At 29.4% G+C, this 18042-nt stretch carries 23 protein-coding genes; all 23 read left to right on the forward strand.

Annotated features, from left to right (window positions below; all coding sequences use genetic code 11):
* Positions 1 to 11 precede the first annotated feature (11 nt).
* The 23 genes from DWZ53_RS04500 to DWZ53_RS04610 all read left to right on the forward strand — a co-directional run bounded on the left by DWZ53_RS04500 (position 12) and on the right by DWZ53_RS04610 (position 17991).
* Positions 12 to 728: a stage II sporulation protein P gene (locus DWZ53_RS04500; RefSeq protein WP_118432414.1), complete on the forward strand. Its 717-nt coding sequence runs from the start codon at positions 12 to 14 to the stop codon at positions 726 to 728.
* Positions 725 to 1012 carry a hypothetical protein gene (locus tag DWZ53_RS04505; RefSeq protein ID WP_118432415.1) on the forward strand — a complete coding sequence of 96 codons (288 nt, stop codon included), beginning with the start codon at positions 725 to 727 and terminating at the stop codon, positions 1010 to 1012. The genes DWZ53_RS04500 and DWZ53_RS04505 overlap by 4 nt, the downstream gene beginning before the upstream one ends.
* A gap of 12 nt (positions 1013 to 1024) precedes the next feature.
* Positions 1025 to 1978: a methionyl-tRNA formyltransferase gene (gene fmt / locus DWZ53_RS04510; protein WP_118432417.1), complete on the forward strand. Its 954-nt coding sequence runs from the start codon at positions 1025 to 1027 to the stop codon at positions 1976 to 1978.
* 110 nt (positions 1979 to 2088) lie between these two features.
* The gene (locus DWZ53_RS04515; protein WP_118432419.1) at positions 2089 to 2925 is read left to right on the forward strand and encodes a Cof-type HAD-IIB family hydrolase; all 837 of its coding nucleotides are present in this window, start codon (positions 2089 to 2091) and stop codon (positions 2923 to 2925) included.
* 24 nt (positions 2926 to 2949) lie between these two features.
* Positions 2950 to 3687, forward strand: a complete 738-nt coding sequence (locus DWZ53_RS04520; RefSeq protein WP_233541837.1) for a MurR/RpiR family transcriptional regulator — start codon at positions 2950 to 2952, stop codon at positions 3685 to 3687.
* 37 nt (positions 3688 to 3724) lie between these two features.
* Positions 3725 to 4282, forward strand: a complete 558-nt coding sequence (locus DWZ53_RS04525) for an NUDIX hydrolase (protein ID WP_118432423.1) — start codon at positions 3725 to 3727, stop codon at positions 4280 to 4282.
* A gap of 20 nt (positions 4283 to 4302) precedes the next feature.
* The gene (locus DWZ53_RS04530; protein ID WP_118432425.1) at positions 4303 to 5313 is read left to right on the forward strand and encodes an aldo/keto reductase; all 1011 of its coding nucleotides are present in this window, start codon (positions 4303 to 4305) and stop codon (positions 5311 to 5313) included.
* A gap of 50 nt (positions 5314 to 5363) precedes the next feature.
* Positions 5364 to 6143 carry an ATP-dependent sacrificial sulfur transferase LarE gene (gene larE / locus DWZ53_RS04535; RefSeq protein WP_233541835.1) on the forward strand — a complete coding sequence of 260 codons (780 nt, stop codon included), beginning with the start codon at positions 5364 to 5366 and terminating at the stop codon, positions 6141 to 6143.
* Positions 6130 to 6534, forward strand: a complete 405-nt coding sequence (locus DWZ53_RS04540; protein WP_233541838.1) for a DUF3842 family protein — start codon at positions 6130 to 6132, stop codon at positions 6532 to 6534. Before larE ends, DWZ53_RS04540 begins: the two co-directional genes overlap by 14 nt.
* A gap of 52 nt (positions 6535 to 6586) precedes the next feature.
* Positions 6587 to 7594: an energy-coupling factor ABC transporter permease gene (locus DWZ53_RS04545; RefSeq protein ID WP_118432429.1), complete on the forward strand. Its 1008-nt coding sequence runs from the start codon at positions 6587 to 6589 to the stop codon at positions 7592 to 7594.
* A complete protein-coding gene (cbiQ, locus tag DWZ53_RS04550) occupies positions 7578 to 8342 on the forward strand; it encodes a cobalt ECF transporter T component CbiQ (protein ID WP_118432431.1) in 765 nt (254 codons plus the stop codon). The genes DWZ53_RS04545 and cbiQ overlap by 17 nt, the downstream gene beginning before the upstream one ends.
* Positions 8339 to 9088, forward strand: coding sequence for an energy-coupling factor ABC transporter ATP-binding protein (locus DWZ53_RS04555; protein ID WP_118432433.1), 750 nt, complete (start codon positions 8339 to 8341; stop codon positions 9086 to 9088). The genes cbiQ and DWZ53_RS04555 overlap by 4 nt, the downstream gene beginning before the upstream one ends.
* Positions 9051 to 9791, forward strand: coding sequence for a nickel pincer cofactor biosynthesis protein LarB (gene larB / locus DWZ53_RS04560; RefSeq protein WP_118432435.1), 741 nt, complete (start codon positions 9051 to 9053; stop codon positions 9789 to 9791). The genes DWZ53_RS04555 and larB overlap by 38 nt, the downstream gene beginning before the upstream one ends.
* A complete protein-coding gene (larC, locus tag DWZ53_RS04565; protein ID WP_118432437.1) occupies positions 9791 to 10957 on the forward strand; it encodes a nickel pincer cofactor biosynthesis protein LarC in 1167 nt (388 codons plus the stop codon). The genes larB and larC overlap by 1 nt, the downstream gene beginning before the upstream one ends.
* Positions 10958 to 11047: 90 nt before the next feature.
* Entirely contained in the window at positions 11048 to 12016 is a 969-nt protein-coding gene (locus DWZ53_RS04570) for an aldo/keto reductase (protein WP_118432439.1), read from the forward strand.
* Between the two features lie 77 nt (positions 12017 to 12093).
* Positions 12094 to 13212, forward strand: a complete 1119-nt coding sequence (locus tag DWZ53_RS04575; RefSeq protein ID WP_118432441.1) for a cysteine desulfurase family protein — start codon at positions 12094 to 12096, stop codon at positions 13210 to 13212.
* A 1-nt stretch (position 13213) separates the two neighbouring features.
* A complete protein-coding gene (locus DWZ53_RS04580) occupies positions 13214 to 14035 on the forward strand; it encodes an ATP-binding protein (protein ID WP_118432443.1) in 822 nt (273 codons plus the stop codon).
* A gap of 106 nt (positions 14036 to 14141) precedes the next feature.
* Positions 14142 to 14780 (forward strand): GDSL-type esterase/lipase family protein, encoded by a 639-nt coding sequence (locus DWZ53_RS04585; protein ID WP_118432445.1) that lies wholly within the window; start codon positions 14142 to 14144, stop codon positions 14778 to 14780.
* The gene (locus tag DWZ53_RS04590) at positions 14770 to 15450 is read left to right on the forward strand and encodes an AzlC family ABC transporter permease (protein ID WP_118432447.1); all 681 of its coding nucleotides are present in this window, start codon (positions 14770 to 14772) and stop codon (positions 15448 to 15450) included. The genes DWZ53_RS04585 and DWZ53_RS04590 overlap by 11 nt, the downstream gene beginning before the upstream one ends.
* Entirely contained in the window at positions 15443 to 15763 is a 321-nt protein-coding gene (locus tag DWZ53_RS04595; protein ID WP_199589069.1) for a branched-chain amino acid transporter permease, read from the forward strand. The genes DWZ53_RS04590 and DWZ53_RS04595 overlap by 8 nt, the downstream gene beginning before the upstream one ends.
* Before the next feature lie 128 nt (positions 15764 to 15891).
* Entirely contained in the window at positions 15892 to 16257 is a 366-nt protein-coding gene (locus tag DWZ53_RS04600; RefSeq protein ID WP_118432449.1) for a hypothetical protein, read from the forward strand.
* An 80-nt stretch (positions 16258 to 16337) separates the two neighbouring features.
* Complete coding sequence (locus DWZ53_RS04605) at positions 16338 to 17210, forward strand: MurR/RpiR family transcriptional regulator (RefSeq protein ID WP_118432451.1); 873 nt, start codon at positions 16338 to 16340, stop codon at positions 17208 to 17210.
* Between the two features lie 13 nt (positions 17211 to 17223).
* Entirely contained in the window at positions 17224 to 17991 is a 768-nt protein-coding gene (locus DWZ53_RS04610; protein ID WP_118432453.1) for a DeoR/GlpR family DNA-binding transcription regulator, read from the forward strand.
* The last annotated feature ends 51 nt before the right edge of the window (positions 17992 to 18042 follow it).

Raw genomic sequence — 18042 nt, forward strand, 5'->3', positions numbered from 1 at the left:
AGGGTGATCATATGAAATTAAAAACATCAATACAAATTATCATAAAACTAAGCATTATTATGGCATTATTATGGTATTTACCAACTTATACTTTATCAAGCGCAAAAGTGTTTAAGGCTATTGAAGTGCCAAAGCCTGCACAGCCAGTACAAAAATTAATAAGTCAAAAAAAGATTCATATATACAACACTCATCAAGGTGAAAAGTATCAAGGGTATAGTGTTATTGATGGGGCTAAACATTTAAGTAATTTATTAAATAAAATGGGATATAGCTGTGACGTTGAAAATAATGATTTTGAAAACTATAAAGCAGTACACAAGATAGCTTATGATCGTTCTTACCTTGTATCAAAGCTTTATTTAGAAAATGCAATTCAAAGTCACGGTCATTATGATTTAGTGATTGATTTTCATCGAGACAGCATTCCTAAAAATTATTCAACACTAACATTGAATAATCATGCTTATGCAAAAATTTTGTTTGTAGTAGGGAAAAGTAGTGGTAAATTTGAGGCAGTACAAGCGTTAAGTCAACAGTTATCTAATCGTGCTAATCATTATGCTAATGGAATATCAAAAGGAATTATGGTTAAACAAAATCACTATAATCAAGGAATATGTGATCATACAGTTTTAATAGAATTTGGTGCTCAAGATAATACAAAAGAAGAAGTGCAAGCAAAAATTGAAATTGTTGCTCAAGCTATTAGAGATTATTTACAGTGAAAGAATATTTAGTAGATATTTGTTTGGTTGCATTATTGATATTCTTTATAAATGGTTTATTTGGGCATAATCAAATTGAGCATCAATTATTCAATCAAAATTTAACTTCCTTTGAAGAAAAAATAAAAAAGCAGGAGGTCAGTGAAGAAAAACAAGGAATGAATTACCAGCAAGATGATAATCAGTTCTCTAAAATAATAAAAAGAATAAGTGATTTTTGTATATCATTTATTAAAACAATTGTATTGATTATTTCTAATTTTATTAGTACACTTTTGTCGTAAGGATGTGAAAAAATGAATAAAACAAGAATTGTATTTATGGGTACTGCAACATTTTCTCAAGCAGTATTAGAAAAATTAATAGAAAATCAATATCATATTGTTGGTGTTGTATGCCAACCAGATCGTCTTGTAGGACGTAAAAAACAATTAAAAATGCCTGAAGTCAAAGAAGTGGCTTTAAAGTATGATATTCCTGTCTTTCAACCAGAAAGAATTAAAACAGATTATCAAACAGTTTTAGATTGGCAGCCAGATATGATTATTACTGCTGCTTATGGACAACTCATTCCTCAAGCTATACTTGATTATCCTCAACTTGGTTGCATTAATGTTCATGCTTCTTTATTACCACGTTATCGTGGGGGCGCTCCGGTTCATTATGCTATTATTAATGGTGATCAACAAACTGGTGTAACAATTATGTATATGGCTAAAAAAATGGATGCAGGAAATATTATTAGTCAAAGAACAGTAGATATTTTACCGGTTGATACGGTAGGTGTTTTATATGATCGTTTATCAGATGTTGGTGCAGAATTATTAATTGATACTTTACCATCAATCATTGAAGGAACGAATGATTCGATAGAACAAGATGAAAGCCAAGTTACATATTCACCAACTATTTCTCGTGAAGATGAAAAAATTAATTGGGATTTATCAGCAACAGAAATATATAATAAGGTAAGAGGAACTAACCCATGGCCGGGAAGTTATACGACTTATCAAGGAAAGAATATTAAAATTTGGGCTGGTCAAGTGCATCAATGTCAAAATGCAATTAAACATCATCAACATCAAGAAAATGGAACAATTGTTAAAATATTTAAAGATGCTATTGGTGTAAAGGTACATGATGGAGTATATTTGATTACTGAATTACAAATTCCAGGAAAGAAAAAAATGTCAGTTAAAGATTATTTAAATGGGCATTGTATGTTTGAAGTCGATACAAAGTTTGAATAAAACTTTGTATTTTTTTCTTTTCTTGATTAGAAACTCATTTTGCAATGAATCATGCTATAATATACATATAATAAATGAATAGAAATATGAAGTAGTATTGAGGAGGATGTATGAAGTTTATATTTTTTGATATTGATGGTACTTTAACAGGGAAAAGCAGACAAGTTACACCTAAAACAGTTGAAGCTATTAGACAGGCACGTGCTAATGGTAATAAAGTTTTTCTATGTACTGGACGTGCTCCAGTTTCCATTATGAAAAGTATTAGAAATATAGGATTTGATGGAGTTATTTCATCAGCTGGCAGTTTTATTGAAATAGATGGACAATATATTTGTGAAAATTTTATTAATCAATATTTATTACAAGAAGTCATATTATTGTTTACGAATGCAAATGTTCTTTATACTTTAGAAACCAAAGATTGTTTGTATCAATCTCCTGGTGTTTTAGAATTCTTTAATAAAAGACACAAAAGAGATTCACAAAACAATCCTGAACTAGCACGTTTTTTAGAAGCTAGACAAAAAGAAGAAGTGAGAAAACCAGTAAGTCAATTTGATATAGGACATCATAAAGTAGCAAAGGTTGTCTTTATTGCTAAAGATAAGTATGCATTTTTAGATACAGTCCCTTATTTAAGTGAGTTTTTTAATGTTGTTACTTTTTCTCAATATAATGATGATTTTATTAATGGTGAAATTATTATAAAAAATAGAACTAAAGCAGATGCTTTGAAGGAAGTTGTTGAATATTATCATGGTGATATGAAAGATACCATTGCTTTTGGTGATAGTATGAATGATTACCAAATGTTAGAAGCAGTCAATTATGGTGTTGTTTATGAAGGAGCATCAGATAAGGTAAAAGCAGTAGCTAATGATACTTTTATCGATCCAGATCAAGATGGTATAGCACTTAGCCTAAAAAAACTAAATATAATATAGAAAGAGGGTATAAATATGGGAGATGTGCTTTTGGCAAGAATTTTAAAATATTTGAATGGAACATTATTTTTAGATGATGGATATCGTTTTTGTGTTTTCTTTATCAAAAATTATGTTGGTTTTTATAAATTGACCTTATCACAAGTAAGTGAACAATCGGGAATAAGTGAAGAAGCCATTTTAGAGTTTTTAATACATCTAGGTTTTTATCGCTTTGATGATTTTCAAACAAGATTGTATCAAGATGTTATTTTAAGAATGGATCAAATTCGAGCTAGGATGATTGGTATTGATTTACAAGAATTGGTTGATCGAGTTCATTTAGAGAATGATGGAATACTGGATATGATTAAAGGTATTTGTCATGATATTCATCAAAGTAAAAGAGTGATACTCGTTGGTGCTCTTTATCCAATGTCAATATCAGTTGAATTACAGACAGATTTAATTACTTTTGGAAAAGAAGTTATTCAATATCATTCTTACGATAATGAATTGACTTTTGAAGAGGGTGATTATGTCATTTTTATTTCAGCCACAGGAAGAGCGATGGAAAACTTTTTATACCAAAAACAACATCTTTCATTAGATAACCCTCAATCATTACTCATTACTCAAAATCAAACTTATGAAAAAAGAATGATTACTAAAAAAACATTACGTGTACCTGGTAAATTTGATAGTATCAATTTTAATTATCAAATTATGACAATCTTTGATTTGATACGTGTTATTTATTATCAAACTTATCAACAAATTTAACGAATAGTTATCTATTCGTTTTTTAATGGAGGTAAAAATGAAAATATATCAACAATTAAGAGAATTCAAGCCAATAAATGATCAAGAAAAGCAAGACCAAACTCAAATATTGAATGTCCTCAATTTGCCAGATGTTTTTACTAGAAAAAATACTTTGGGTCATTTTTGTGCATCGGGATGGATTTTAAATGAAACCCATGATGCTGTTTTAATGTGCTATCATCGTATTTATCAATCTTTTTCTTGGTTAGGTGGTCATAGTGATGGAAATAGTAATCTTTTAGAAGTAGCACTTAAGGAAGTAAAAGAAGAAAGTGGTTTGCAGAATATTAAAGTTCTTGATGAACATATTTTTTCATTAGAAATTTTACCTGTTTTTGGACATATCAAGCATGGTCAGTATGTTTCATCACATCTACATTATAATGTAACTTATTTATTTGAAGCATCATCGAAAGAACAACTTATTGTTAAAGAAGATGAAAACAGTGAATTAAAATGGATTAAAATTGAAGAACTTGAAAAATATGTAGAAGAAAAGTGGATGTATGAAAATGTATATTGTAAGTTGGTGAAAAAAGCATTAAGATATTGATAAAATAAGGGAGAAATAAAATGGAAACAGTAAAATTAGGGAAAACAGGAATAGAAGTCAATAAAAATGGTTTTGGGGCTTTACCTGTACAAAGAGTAAATAAAGAAGAAGCAAAAGTAATATTACAAAAGGCATATCAAAATGGGATTAACTTTTTTGATAGCGCAAGAGCATACAGTGATAGTGAAGAAAAGATTGGATATGCTTTAAGTGATGTGAGAAGTCAAATCATTATTGCCACAAAAACAATGGCTACAACAGTCGAACAATTTTGGCAAGACTTAAACACAAGCTTAGCATGCTTAAAAACAGATTATATTGATATTTATCAATTTCATAATCCTTCATTTTGTCCTAAACCAGGGGATGGAACAGGGTTATATGAAGCAATGTTAGAAGCTAAAAAACAAGGAAAGATTAAACATATTGGAATCACTAATCATGGATTAAAAGTGGCTCATGAAGCAGTGGAATCAGGATTATATAAAACTTTGCAATTTCCTTTTAACTATCTAGCTAGTGAAGAAGAACATGAACTTGTAAGATTATGTAAAGAAAAAAATGTTGGTTTTATTTGTATGAAAGCTTTATCTGGGGGATTGATTACTCGTAGTGATGTCGCTTATGCCTATTTAGCTCAATATGATCATGTTTTACCAATATGGGGAATTCAAAAAGAGAGAGAATTAGATGAATTTTTATCATATCAAACACAACCACCAGTTATCAATGAGGAAATAAAGGCAGTTATCCAAAAAGATCAAGAAGAATTAGCAGGTCAATTCTGTCGAGGATGTGGCTATTGTATGCCTTGTCCTCAGGGTATTGTCATTAATCAATGTGCGCGCATGTCACTCATGTTAAGAAGAGCGCCTACATCAGGTTGGCTATCTTCAAAATGGCAAGAAGAGATGAAAAAAATTGAAAACTGTGTTCATTGTGGAAAATGTAAACAACATTGTCCATACCATTTAGATACACCAGAATTATTAAAAAAGAATTTAGAAGATTATAAAACTTTTATAAAATAAACTTGACCTCAAGTTAACTTGAGGATATAGAATTGTAGCGAGGTGATAATATGGATAAACTTGATCGATTAAAAGAAATATTAAAATCATATAAAGATATAGCTATTGCATATAGTGGTGGCTGTGATTCTAATTTTTTACTCTCTGTAGCAATAGATACATTGGGTAAGGATCATGTTTTAGCTGTCAATTGTATGGGAAGAATGATGTCTGACGAAGACCAAGATGATGTTTATCAATATTTAAAAGAGACTTGGCATGTTATTAAACCGGTTAATGTATTTGATGTTGAACAATTTCGTACTAATGATAAAAGAAGATGTTATTTTTGTAAGAAAAATGTCATGAGTCAAGTTATTAATGAAGCAAAAAAACATGGTATTTGTTATGTTGTAGATGGTCGTAATGTTGATGATGGTAATGAATACCGTCCAGGATTACAAGCCTGTAAAGAATTAGGCATATGCTCACCTTTGTATGAAGCAGGGATGACGAAAGAAGATATACGCTATTATTCAAAACAACTTCATATTCCTACATATAATAAACCTTCTAATTCTTGCTTAGCATCACGCTTTGATTATGGTACAATACTAACGAAAGAAAAATTAGATTGTGTTAATAAAGGAGAAAGTTTATTTCATCAATTAGGTATCAAACATATGAGATTAAGGGTGCAAGATGAACTTGCACGTATCGAAGTTGAAAAGCAAGACTTTGATGTTGTATTGAAACATCCTGAATTAATTGATGAATTGAAAAAATTAGGATTTCGCTTTGTTACACTAGATTTAGAAGGAATAAAGAGTGGTAGCTATGATCAAAAATGAGATATTAGTCATTGATGGACAAGGTGGAGGTCTTGGTAAAAGTATTATTGAAACAATAAAAAAGCATTTTCCAGATTGTTTTATTATTGGGGTAGGAACGAATGCGACAGCCACAAGTAGTTTAAAAAAAGGTGGTGCGGATGCTATTGCTACTGGTGAAAATGCAGTTGTTTATAATGCGAAAAAAGCATCCATTATTATTGGTCCAATAGGAATTGCGTTTGCTAATTCAATGTATGGTGAAATATCACCAATGATGGCTCATGCAGTGAATGAAAGTGAAGCTGTAAAATATTTTATTCCAATGGCTCAAAGTAAAGCTAAAATTGTGGGTGTGAAAAACCAAACAATGAATGACTATTTAAATGATTTAATTGATTTACTTAAATAATTCCAACACATGAAGTGGATGAAGAGTTTTGTAGAACTGTGGAAAGGAATTTATGAATATAATTTTAATGCATATGTCTGATGGATTAATATCCATTAACATAGGTGTCGTTTTTACTGTGATTTCATTGATTATGCTTGTTTATTCAATGAAAAAAATGAAAGAAAATCAAGATGAAAAAAAGATTCCCATGATGGCAGTCATGGCAGCATTTATTTTTGCATGTCAAATGATTAATTTTACTATTCCTGGTACAGGAAGTAGTGGACATATTGGTGGGGCTATTTTATTATGTATGATTTTAGGTTATTTTCCGGCTTTTATATCATTAAGCTGTGTTTTGATTATTCAATGTTTATTATTTGGTGATGGAGGATTACTTGCTCTTGGGTGTAACATTTTCAATATGGGTGTTATACCATGCTTTATAGTCTATCCATTGATTATCAAGCCAATTTTAAAGAAAAACTATAATCCCATAACGATTGCTTTAACAAGTATTCTAGGTGTTGTTGTAGCATTAGAACTAGGTGCCTTTTCTGTTGTTTTACAAACCGTATGCTCAAAAGTTACACAATTACCATTTCATCAGTTTGTTCTTTTAATGTTACCGATTCATTTTGCTATTGGTCTTGTTGAAGGAGTCATCACATCACTTATTTGTTTATATGTTTATCGTGATAATCATCAAATTTTAACTCAAGCTTTAAATAATCAATATACATCTTCACCAGTTAAAAAGATAATGACTGTTTTTATTGCTTTAGCATTATTAGTTGGTGGGGGACTTTCTTTATATGCTTCTGGTCAACCCGATGGTTTAGAATGGTCAATATTAAATATAACAGGCAAAGAAGATATAGATAATAGTAATCAAACAAAAGATCAAATTAAACAAATCCAAAATCAAATAACAATATTACCTGATTATTCATTTAAGAATAAAGATTCGCTTTCAGGAACGACTGTATCAGGAATATTTGGTGTAGCAGCAACTTGTATGCTTGGCGGTTTAGTAGGATATGTAGTATTAAAAAAGAAAAATGAAAAAAATCACTAATGCTTTATTACAAGTCAATCATTTAGAAGAAATGGTTGACTTTGATTCATTTATTCATAGATTACATCCTTTTATTAAACTTATTACAACATTTATATATATTGTATGTGTAATAACAAGTCATAGTATTGTTGAACTATTAGTTTATTGTTTGATTTTGTTTATGTTTATTTTTTTATCTCATATATCAGCTTTGTTTTTTATAAAAAAAAGTATCGTTGCTTTACCTTTTTCATTGTGTATTGGATTATCTGATCTATTGATGATGAGGGAACACGTTGTTTTTTTTCATCTTGTTTTAACAACTGGGTTTATAGCCATGATTGCAGTGATGTTAAAAACATTTTTATCAGTGTTGATTGTTTTTTTATTGATTGCGACTACTGGTTTTGAAAGCATTGTAAGAGAATTACTAAGATTAAAGATGCCGGTGTTATTTGTTATGATTTTACTGATGACTTATCGTTATTTGTTTTTATTGGTTGATGAATCTAATGAGATGTCACGTGCTTATATGCTTAGAAATCCAGGTAAAAAAGGAATTGAATTAAAGGATATGGGAAGTTTTTTAGGTAGTCTGTTATTACGCAGTTTTCAAAGAAGTCAAGAAGTGTATCAGTGTATGCAAATAAGAGGATTTGATTTAAAAAATCAAGTTTATGATTATGAAAGAGTAAACAGTGAAGATTATTTTTTAATGATGTTTATTATAGGCTTATTTATAATGATAAAGGTGGTGTTTATATGATTTCATTTCAACATGTAAGTGTTGATTATACACAAGGAGTTCATGCACTTGATGATGTCAATTTGAATATTAATAAGCAAAAATGTATAGGAATTATTGGTGAAAATGGATCAGGGAAGTCAACATTATTATTATCATTATTAAATCTAGTTGAATATGATGGAAAAATAGAATTAGATAATGAAAATATTTTAAAGAATATAAAACAAGTAAGAGAAAAGATAGGATTAGTATTTCAAAATCCAGATCATCAATTGTTTATGTCTACAGTTTATCAAGATATTGCTTTTGGTTTAAAAAATAAAGGTTATGATAAACAAGACATTAATGAAGCTGTTTTTGATATAGCACGTAAGTTAAATATTGAAGAGTTATTAAAAAGAAATCCTGCTCATTTATCAGGTGGACAAAAAAGAGTTGTTTCACTAGCAACTGTATTGGTGATGCAACCGGATATTATTTTAATGGATGAACCATCATCATTTCTAGATTCTAAAAGCAGAAGATTACTTATTGAAGTGATGTCTTCATTGTCGCAACAAATTATTTTTGCGACCCATGATTTAGATATGGCTTTAGATATTTGTGATGAAATTATACTATTAAATAAAGGAAAGGTTATAAAGCAAGCTCCAACATTAGAAATATTACAAGATAAGGTTTTATTAGAAAGATATGGTTTAGAGCTTCCTTTGAGGTTACAAGCATATGAAAGTAATAGATATTCTACAACAAGTCAAAGATAATCAATTAACAATAGAAGAAGCTAAACAGTTAATAGAAAATCCTATTGACTATGCAAATATTGATTATAATCGAGAAAAAAGAACAGGTGTACCTGAAGTTATTTATGGAGCTGGGAAAACAGCTGCTCAAATTGCCGGCATTATTCAAAATATGTTCGATCATCAAGCTATGCATATTTTAGTTACAAAAGTAAATCAAGAAAAATACGAAATATTAAAAAATCAATTTCCTGAATTTATATATGATCAAGATGCTAAAACATTTATCTATCAAAAACAAGAATTTGAAAAGAATAAAGGAAGAATTGCAGTTGTTTGTGCTGGAACATCTGATCTTCCTGTTGCAAAAGAAGCGGTGAATGTGGCGCGTTTTTTAGGAAATGATGTTGATTTCGTTTGTGATGTAGGTGTTGCTGGAATTCATCGTTTATTCAATAAAATGGATGTTATTAAACAAGCACAGGTTATTGTTGTCGTTGCTGGTATGGAAGGTGCTTTAGCTTCTGTTATTGGTGGATTAACAGATAAACCGATTATTGCTGTTCCAACTTCAGTAGGATATGGCGCAAACTTTCAAGGATTATCAGCTTTACTAGCTATGTTAAATAGTTGTGCTAGTGGGATGAGTGTTGTCAATATTGATAATGGATTTGGTGCTGGTTATATGGCACATACAATTAATTGTATTGGAGGCAAGAAATAATGAAAGCTTTATATTTTGATTGTCAAAGTGGTATTAGTGGAAATATGACATTAGGGGCATTATTAGAAATAACAAAAGATGAAAATTATTTAAGACAAGAATTAGATAAATTACATGTAGATGGTTATTATATCACGATTAACAAAACAGTAAAAAATGGAATCAGTGGGACATATGTAGATGTTATTTTAGAAAATCATGAACATCATCATGATCATCACCATCATGAACATCGTAATTTACATGATATTAATCATATTATTGATCAAAGTGAATTAGATGAAAAGGTAAAAGATTTAGCTAAAAGAATCTTTTTAAGAGTTGCTAAGGCAGAAAGTAAAGTTCATCAAAAATCATTAGATGAAATTCATTTTCATGAAGTTGGTGCGATAGATAGTATTGTAGATATTGTAGGATGTGCTATTTTAATTCAACAAATTAATCCTGATGTTATTTATAGTAGTGTGGTTCATGATGGATACGGTTATGTCGAATGCGCTCATGGGACAATTCCGGTTCCAGTACCCGCAACGAGTGAAATTTTTACGGATCCTAAGGTAAAAATGAAACAAGTTGATATTGAAGGTGAGATGGTTACACCAACAGGGGCTGCAATTATTAGTGAACTTGCAGAAAGTTTTGGAACAATGCCAACAATGAATGTTTCACAAATTGGTTGGGGTTGTGGAACAAAAGACTTTAAAATCCCTAATGTCTTAAAAGTAAGTTTAGGTGAAACAGAAGCACAAAATGAAGATGTCATTGTATTAGAATGTAATATAGATGATATTTCCGGAGAAGTATTAGGTTACACAATGGAATGTTTATTTGAACATGGCGCATTAGATGTTTTTTATACACCTATTTATATGAAAAAAAATAGACCTGCTTATCGTTTAAGCGTGATTTTAAAAGAAAATGATTTAAAAGAAATTCAAAATATTATTTTTAAAGAAACATCTACTATTGGTGTACGCTATCGCCATGAATCAAGAACCATTTTAAAACGTGAATTATCAACTATAGAAACACCATACGGTTTATTGAAAGTAAAAAAAGTATATAACGATCATCAGGAGTATATTTATCCTGAATATGAAAGTGCTAAACAATTAGCTAAAGATCATCACCTTGCATTAAAAGATATCTATCACTTAGTTAAATAGTTTTATAAGATTTACTTATTATTTGAATAAGTAATGAAAATTGTTTGTTAAAGCATGAAAGCATACAATAATAGACGAGGAGGAGATAGAATGGAATATGTTAATTTAGGTAGAACAGGATTAAAGGTGTCAAAAGTTTGTTTAGGAACGATGTCTTTTGGTACCAGCCAAAGAGGCGGAATCCCTGGTAAAGTGGATGAAGAACACGCTATTGAAATTATTAAACATGCCCTTGATTTAGGAATTAACTTCTTTGATACTGCAAATTATTATGCTTTAGGAGAAGGCGAAGAAATATTAGGAAAAGCTTTGAAGAAGTATGCAAATCGTGATGATGTTGTCATTGCAACAAAACTCTATTACCCAATGCATGGTGGTGCTAATGCCAAGGGATTATCAAGAAAAGCAATTTTTGCAGAAGTTGAGAATTCGTTAAAAAGATTACAAACAGATTACATAGATTTATACATTATTCATCGTTTTGATTATACAACACCAATAGAAGAAACTATGGAAGCACTTAATGATTTGGTAAGAATGGGAAAAGTACGCTATATTGGTGCAAGTGCGATGTATGCATGGCAATTTGAAAAAGCCAATGCTATTGCAAAAGCTCATGGATGGGCACAATTTGTATCTATGCAAAATATGATTAACCTTGTATATCGTGAAGAAGAAAAAGAAATGCTCCCAATGTGTCAATATAATCAAATTGCGCTTACACCATTTTCTCCACTTGCTCACGGTGTTTTCAATAAACCTTATAATGCTAAAAGAGTAGACAACTGTGGAAAATTACAAAATGATTATATCTTAGAACATGATCAAGAAATTATTAAAAGAACTTACGAAATAGCAAAAAAACATCATAAATCAGCGAGTCAAATAGCATTAGCTTGGCTTTATTCTAAACCTTATATTACTTCACCTTTAGTTGGTGGCTCTAAGACAAAATATTTGGATGAAGCAATAGAAGCTATGGATATCGTATTAACTCCAGAAGAAATTAAGTATTTAGAAGAACCTTACGTACCACATGTACAATATGGATTTAGATAGGACTTTTTAAGTCCTTTTTTTATTTGACATTATAAGATAAAGCCTATAATATGAGTAGGAAAAGAGAGGTCAAATAAATGATATATTTAGATTATGCGGCTCATTGTCCGGTTGAAAAGGAAGTTTTGGATGTCTATTATCAAGCGTCTTTAAAATATTTTGCTAATCCTAATGCAATGCATACATTAGGCTTACAAGCTCAAGAAAAGATTGATCAAACAACGAAAGAAATAGCAAAAAAACTTAATGTTTTGCCAGAAGAAATTATTTATACTTCGGGAGCAAGTGAAGCAAATAATTTGGCGATAAAAGGAACTTTAGAAAGATATAAACATCGTGGTAAACATATTTTGATTTCTGCACTTGAACATAATTCTATTTTATCAAGTGCTACTAAAATGCAAGAATATGGATTTGAGGTTGAAATTATTCCTATCAATAAAGATGGGAGAGTTGATTTAGAGCGATTAGTTTCGTTGATTCGTAAAGATACTATTTTGGTTAGTGTGTGTGGAGTAGATAGTGAATTAGGAATTAGACAGCCTATTGAAGAAATTGCTGCCATTTTAAAAAATTATCCGTATTGTTTTTTTCATTGTGATGCTTCGCAAGCTATAGGTAAAGTAAGTATTGATTTTAGCAATGTTGATTTAGTAACAATTGCGCCTCATAAGTTTTATGGATTATTGTCTACAGGATTATTGATTAAGAAAAAAAGAGTAGGGTTAAAAAGTCAAATAGATGGAGGTAAATCCACAACGACATTTAGAAGTGGGACACCAGATTTATGTGCTATTCTTTCTATTAATAAGGCACTGGAAATAGCGTTAATCAATCAAGATGAAAGAGTAAAACATGTAAGAAAATTAAATCAATTATTAAGGACACAACTTAGTCAATACAAAGAAGTGATGATTAATAGTACAGATTACTCTATTGATCATGTTTTAAATATATCTTTGATGAATATCAAAGCGACAGATTTTGTTAGGATGTTAGATCAACATCAGGTATACTTATCTTCAAAAACATCTTGTTGTCCTACCCAAACACCATCTAAAATGGTGTATGCTTTAACTCAGGATCGTAAACGATCTTTATCTTCATTTAGAATAAGTCTTTCACATTTAACGAGTGAAGATGAAATAAAAGAGTTTTTAACAATTTTTGATCAATGCTACAAGGAGTGTTTATAATATGGAAAAATATGAAGAAATAGAAAGAACAATCATTAAAACATATCGTAAAGAAATATGGTCTAAATTTATTAAAGCGATTAAAAATTATGAATTGATTCAAGAAAATGATAAAATTATGGTTTGCATTAGCGGGGGAAAAGATTCATTTTTAATGGCAAAGTGTATTCAAGAATTACAACGTCATGGACGTGTTCCTTTTGAGGCTCATTATGTTGTTATGGATCCAGGATATAATGAGTATAATCGAGATTTTATTGAAGATAATGCAGAACTACTTCATGTGCCTATTGAAATATTTGAAAGTGATATTTTTGATGTTGTTGCTTCAGTTGACAAGAGTCCTTGTTATTTATGCGCAAAAATGAGAAGAGGATATTTATATAGTAAGGCACAAGAACTAGGATGTAATAAAATTGCTTTAGGTCATCATTTTGATGATGTTATTGAAACAACATTGCTATCGATGTTTTATGGTTCTGAAATTAAAACAATGATGCCTAAATTACATAGTGATCATTTTGAAGGTATTGATTTAATTAGACCACTTTATTTAGTTAAAGAAGAATCTATTATTTCTTGGCGTAAATATAACGACTTAACATTTATTAATTGTGCATGTCGTTTTAGTGAAGGATGTTCTTTAATAAATGATGGTACAAGTAAACGAAAAGAAATGAAAGAACTTATAAAAAATATGAAAAAAATAAATCCTAATATTGATCAGAATATTTTTACTGCATTAAATAATGTTAATTTAAATTGTGTGCTTGGAACTAAAGTCAAAGGTCAATATCACAGTTTTTTAGAAGATTATGATTAGAATTCAAGATATCTCGTCTTGAATTTTTTATTTTTATGTAAAATAAACCTAGTAATTCTATATGAAATAGGGTAAAATAAGAAAAAATTGAGAGGGAGTGCAATAAATGAAAAGAATCTTATGTTTTGGAGACTCAAATACATGGGGATATAATCCTATTAAACAGTCTCGTTATCCAAGTGGGATACGTTGGACAACATTATTACACCAATATGGATTAAACAAAAAAACGCAAGTGATTGAAGAGGGATTGTGTGGAAGAACAACTGTGTTTAATGAGGAAAATCGAATAACAAGAGCAGGAAGTGCTGTTTTACCGGTTTTATTAGAATCGCATGCACCTTTAGATTTAGTTGTTATTATGTTAGGAACAAATGATTGTAAGAAATGTTTTCAAACTAATCAAGATACAATTAGTCAAGGAATTGAAGTTTTATTAAAACAAATAAGAGACTTTTCTAATACTGTTAAGATTCTCCTTGTTTCACCAATTACACTAGGTGATGACGTCTATCTTCATGATTTAGCTTTTGATCAACATTCTATAAGATTGTCTTATCAATTAAAAAAGGCCTATCAAAATATTGCTTATAAATGGGATATAGATTTTTTAGCTGCAAGTGATTTTGCTAATGCAGGAGATGATGATTATGAACATTTAAATGAACAAGGACATCGTTTATTAGGAAAAGCATTAGCCTATAAAATTCAAAGTATATTAGAGGATAATAAAGATGTTAGATAAAAAAATTATAAAAACTGCTTTTAAAAAATCAATTCCTATTATGTGTAGTTATCTGTTTATTGCTTTTGCTTATGGATTAATGATGAAAAAAGCTGGATTTGCTTGGTATGTTGCCTTTTTTATTAGTTTTTTTGTATATACAGGTGCTTTTCAATTTGTTCTGATTCCCTTTTTAACAAGTCATGTTTCCTTGCTTACGTTGGCTATTACTGCATTATTGATGAATAGTCGTCAAACATTTTATAGTTTAACGTTTATTCATGATTTTAAGAAGATGGGCATAAAAAAATGGTATATGATACATACTTTGACGGATGAAACTTATGCTGTTAATTGTACTTTAGACGAGGATAATAAAGATGCAGTGATGTTTTATGTTGCTTTATTTTCAAGAATATATTGGTTGTTTGGAACGATTGTTGGCAGTGTTGCTGGTAGTTTGATTCCTATTGATTTAAAGGGAATTGATTTTTGTATGACAGCACTTTTTGTTATTATTTTTATGGATCAATGGACTCAGACAAAAGATCACTTTCCTGCTTTATCAGGAGTCATTATTGCTTTTATATGCTTATTGATTTTTAGCAGTCAACAATTTATGCTACCTTCATTAATTATTGTTTCATTGTTGTTATTATTAAATCAAGGAAAGGAAACGAAAAATGGATAGATATATATTTTTAGTCATTGTTATTTCAACAATCATTACTTTCTTTTTAAGGGCTTTTCCTTTTTTGTTTTTTAATGAACAAAGAAAAATGCCAGCATGGTTAGATCGATTGGGACAACGTTTACCGGCGAGTATTATGGCTATTTTAATTATTTATTGTTTAAAAGATTTGAAAACATCTTTTTTGCCATTAGGGATACCAAGTTTTATTGCCATTATTGTTGTTGTGATGACATATCACATTAAAAGAAATACATTATTAAGTATTACATTATCTACATTAACCTATATGATTCTATTAAACTTGTTTTAATTCATTAACAAATTATAGAGCGATTATACTTTAAATTTGTTAATGACATTTACAAATGATACCTTTATATTTACATCTTATGTTTTTAAGATTATCTTATGTATGTATTAAGAAAGAAGGAATCAAATATGAAAACAAAAGAAGAAATTATTAATGAATCAAAGGAATCTTATGAAAAGAATTTTAGAAGTGACAATGATTTTCATCATCAAGAAGAAGGTAAAGATATCGTTTTAGACAAAGAAAAATTAACTCAAGATATTAATAAACAAAAAGAAAATGAAGAAAAGAGACATGAATCATTAGAAGTTTTAAAAGATAAATTAACAGTAGAAGCTGAAGATAAATTTGAAGAAACATTTGGGAAAGAAGAAAATCATAGTCAGTCACATGAAAAAATGACTACTGATCAAATGTATGAACATTTACAAGAAGAAAAACAACATCAAATGGAAATGGCTAAAGAATTAAAAAATGAAGAATTAAATAAATAACAAAAGTTCTTCCAAAGGCAATGACTTCTGGAAGAACTTTTTGTATACTTAAAATATGATAAAAGAGGTGAGATGATAATATGCTTATTATTCATAAAATAGAAAAAACACATTTTTCATCAAGTGAAGCGGTCATTGTTCAATATATTTTAGATCAAGGAGATAAAATAAAAGATATGACGGTTGCTAAAATAGCTCAAGCAACTTATACTTCACCACCACTACTTATTCGTATTGCTAAAAAATTGGGATATTCAGGATGGAATGAATTCAAAGAAGCTTATCTTAAAGAATTGAGTTATATGTATGCAACGAGTGATATTGATGCCAGCATTCCTTTTGTGTTAGGCGATGATTATATGACAATAGCAAAAAATATAGCTTTATTACAGCAGGAAACATTACAAGATACATTATCGTTATTAAGTCATGATGCACTTTATCAAGCAATGAAGTATTTAAGAGAGTGCAAAACGATTGATTTATATGGTGTTTCTTTAGCTATGTTACAAGCAGAGGATTTTGCAGAGAAGATGTTTTGCATTGATAAATCTGTAAAGATTTGTCATTTAACAGGAGCAGCACAAAGACAAGCCATTATGTCAGATCAAACTCATTGTGCCATTTTAATTTCATATTCTGGACAAACTTCTTTCATTATTAAAGTAGCTAAAATATTAAGACAAAAAGGAGTTCCTATTATTGCTATTACTTCAATTGCCGACAATGAATTATCTAAGTTGGCTCAAGTTACTTTACCTATTTCATCTAGAGAAATGTTACATACTAAGATTGGTGAGTTTGCTTCAACCCAATCCATTAAATATATTCTAGATACTTTGTATGGATGTATTTTTTCATTGGATTATCAAAATAATCTAGATAGAAGAATTGAAATTGCTAAAGAAATAGATGATAAAGTATCAGGGTATGAGTTCATAAACGAAAAATAGAAAGGATGATATAATGCTACCACAGGAAAGACATGATCAAATTATTGCTAGATTAAATATAGAAGGACAGGTTAAAGTAAAAGAATTGGCGTACGATTTTAAAGTGACAGAGGATTGTATACGTAAAGATTTAGCGATGCTAGAAAAAGCAGGTTTATTAAAAAGAATTCATGGTGGCGCAACGCAAGTAAGAAAGAATTTGCATATTTTTAATGTAAATGAACGAATATCAGTACGCTTACCTGAAAAAAAACAAATTGCTAATAAAGCTATTGATTTAATAGAATCAGGAACGATGATATATTTAGGTATTTCTACCGTCAATTTAGAAATTGCTAAATTAATCTATCAAAAAAATTTAAATATCACAGTAGTAACAAATATGATTGACATTATGCAAATTTTTACCCATGGTGATTGTAAAGCAAAACTAATATTTATTGGTGGCTCATTTAATCGGGCAAGAGATGGTTTTTTAGGCGCATTAGTGATCGAACAAATTCAAAAATATCGTTTTGATCTTGCTTTTTTAGGGGCTGTTGGTATTAATATTCATGATGGTAAAGTGACAACCTATGATGTAGAAGATGGTATTACTAAAAAAGAAGTCATCAATTCAAGTAAAAAATGTTATGTTGTAGCTGAATCGGCTAAACTTAATTTAGATGGTAATTATGTTTATGCACATCTAAGTGATTTTAGTGGATATATATGTGAAAAAACTTTAAATGATAGTATTAATAATAAAATAAGAGAATATGGCATAGAAATCATTGATTGATTTCTATTTTTTTAATAAAAAACAATAAAATAATTATTGATAATTATTGAA

It is taken from the genome of Coprobacillus sp. AF33-1AC (assembly GCF_003475785.1).
Classification (GTDB): domain Bacteria; phylum Bacillota_I; class Bacilli_A; order Erysipelotrichales; family Coprobacillaceae; genus Faecalibacillus.

Excerpts from the sequence above, each read along its gene's own strand:
- DWZ53_RS04500 (WP_118432414.1), top strand. The coding sequence starts at position 12 with ATGAAATTAAAAACATCAATACAAATTATCATAAAACTAAGCATTATT.
- fmt (WP_118432417.1), top strand. The coding sequence starts at position 1,025 with ATGAATAAAACAAGAATTGTATTTATGGGTACTGCAACATTTTCTCAA.
- DWZ53_RS04515 (WP_118432419.1), top strand. The coding sequence starts at position 2,089 with ATGAAGTTTATATTTTTTGATATTGATGGTACTTTAACAGGGAAAAGC.
- DWZ53_RS04525 (WP_118432423.1), top strand. The coding sequence starts at position 3,725 with ATGAAAATATATCAACAATTAAGAGAATTCAAGCCAATAAATGATCAA.
- DWZ53_RS04530 (WP_118432425.1), top strand. The coding sequence starts at position 4,303 with ATGGAAACAGTAAAATTAGGGAAAACAGGAATAGAAGTCAATAAAAAT.
- larE (WP_233541835.1), top strand. The coding sequence starts at position 5,364 with ATGGATAAACTTGATCGATTAAAAGAAATATTAAAATCATATAAAGAT.
- DWZ53_RS04540 (WP_233541838.1), top strand. The coding sequence starts at position 6,130 with ATGATCAAAAATGAGATATTAGTCATTGATGGACAAGGTGGAGGTCTT.
- DWZ53_RS04545 (WP_118432429.1), top strand. The coding sequence starts at position 6,587 with ATGAATATAATTTTAATGCATATGTCTGATGGATTAATATCCATTAAC.
- cbiQ (WP_118432431.1), top strand. The coding sequence starts at position 7,578 with ATGAAAAAAATCACTAATGCTTTATTACAAGTCAATCATTTAGAAGAA.
- DWZ53_RS04555 (WP_118432433.1), top strand. The coding sequence starts at position 8,339 with ATGATTTCATTTCAACATGTAAGTGTTGATTATACACAAGGAGTTCAT.
- larB (WP_118432435.1), top strand. The coding sequence starts at position 9,051 with ATGAAAGTAATAGATATTCTACAACAAGTCAAAGATAATCAATTAACA.
- larC (WP_118432437.1), top strand. The coding sequence starts at position 9,791 with ATGAAAGCTTTATATTTTGATTGTCAAAGTGGTATTAGTGGAAATATG.
- DWZ53_RS04570 (WP_118432439.1), top strand. The coding sequence starts at position 11,048 with ATGGAATATGTTAATTTAGGTAGAACAGGATTAAAGGTGTCAAAAGTT.
- DWZ53_RS04575 (WP_118432441.1), top strand. The coding sequence starts at position 12,094 with ATGATATATTTAGATTATGCGGCTCATTGTCCGGTTGAAAAGGAAGTT.
- DWZ53_RS04580 (WP_118432443.1), top strand. The coding sequence starts at position 13,214 with ATGGAAAAATATGAAGAAATAGAAAGAACAATCATTAAAACATATCGT.
- DWZ53_RS04585 (WP_118432445.1), top strand. The coding sequence starts at position 14,142 with ATGAAAAGAATCTTATGTTTTGGAGACTCAAATACATGGGGATATAAT.
- DWZ53_RS04590 (WP_118432447.1), top strand. The coding sequence starts at position 14,770 with ATGTTAGATAAAAAAATTATAAAAACTGCTTTTAAAAAATCAATTCCT.
- DWZ53_RS04595 (WP_199589069.1), top strand. The coding sequence starts at position 15,443 with ATGGATAGATATATATTTTTAGTCATTGTTATTTCAACAATCATTACT.
- DWZ53_RS04600 (WP_118432449.1), top strand. The coding sequence starts at position 15,892 with ATGAAAACAAAAGAAGAAATTATTAATGAATCAAAGGAATCTTATGAA.
- DWZ53_RS04605 (WP_118432451.1), top strand. The coding sequence starts at position 16,338 with ATGCTTATTATTCATAAAATAGAAAAAACACATTTTTCATCAAGTGAA.
- DWZ53_RS04610 (WP_118432453.1), top strand. The coding sequence starts at position 17,224 with ATGCTACCACAGGAAAGACATGATCAAATTATTGCTAGATTAAATATA.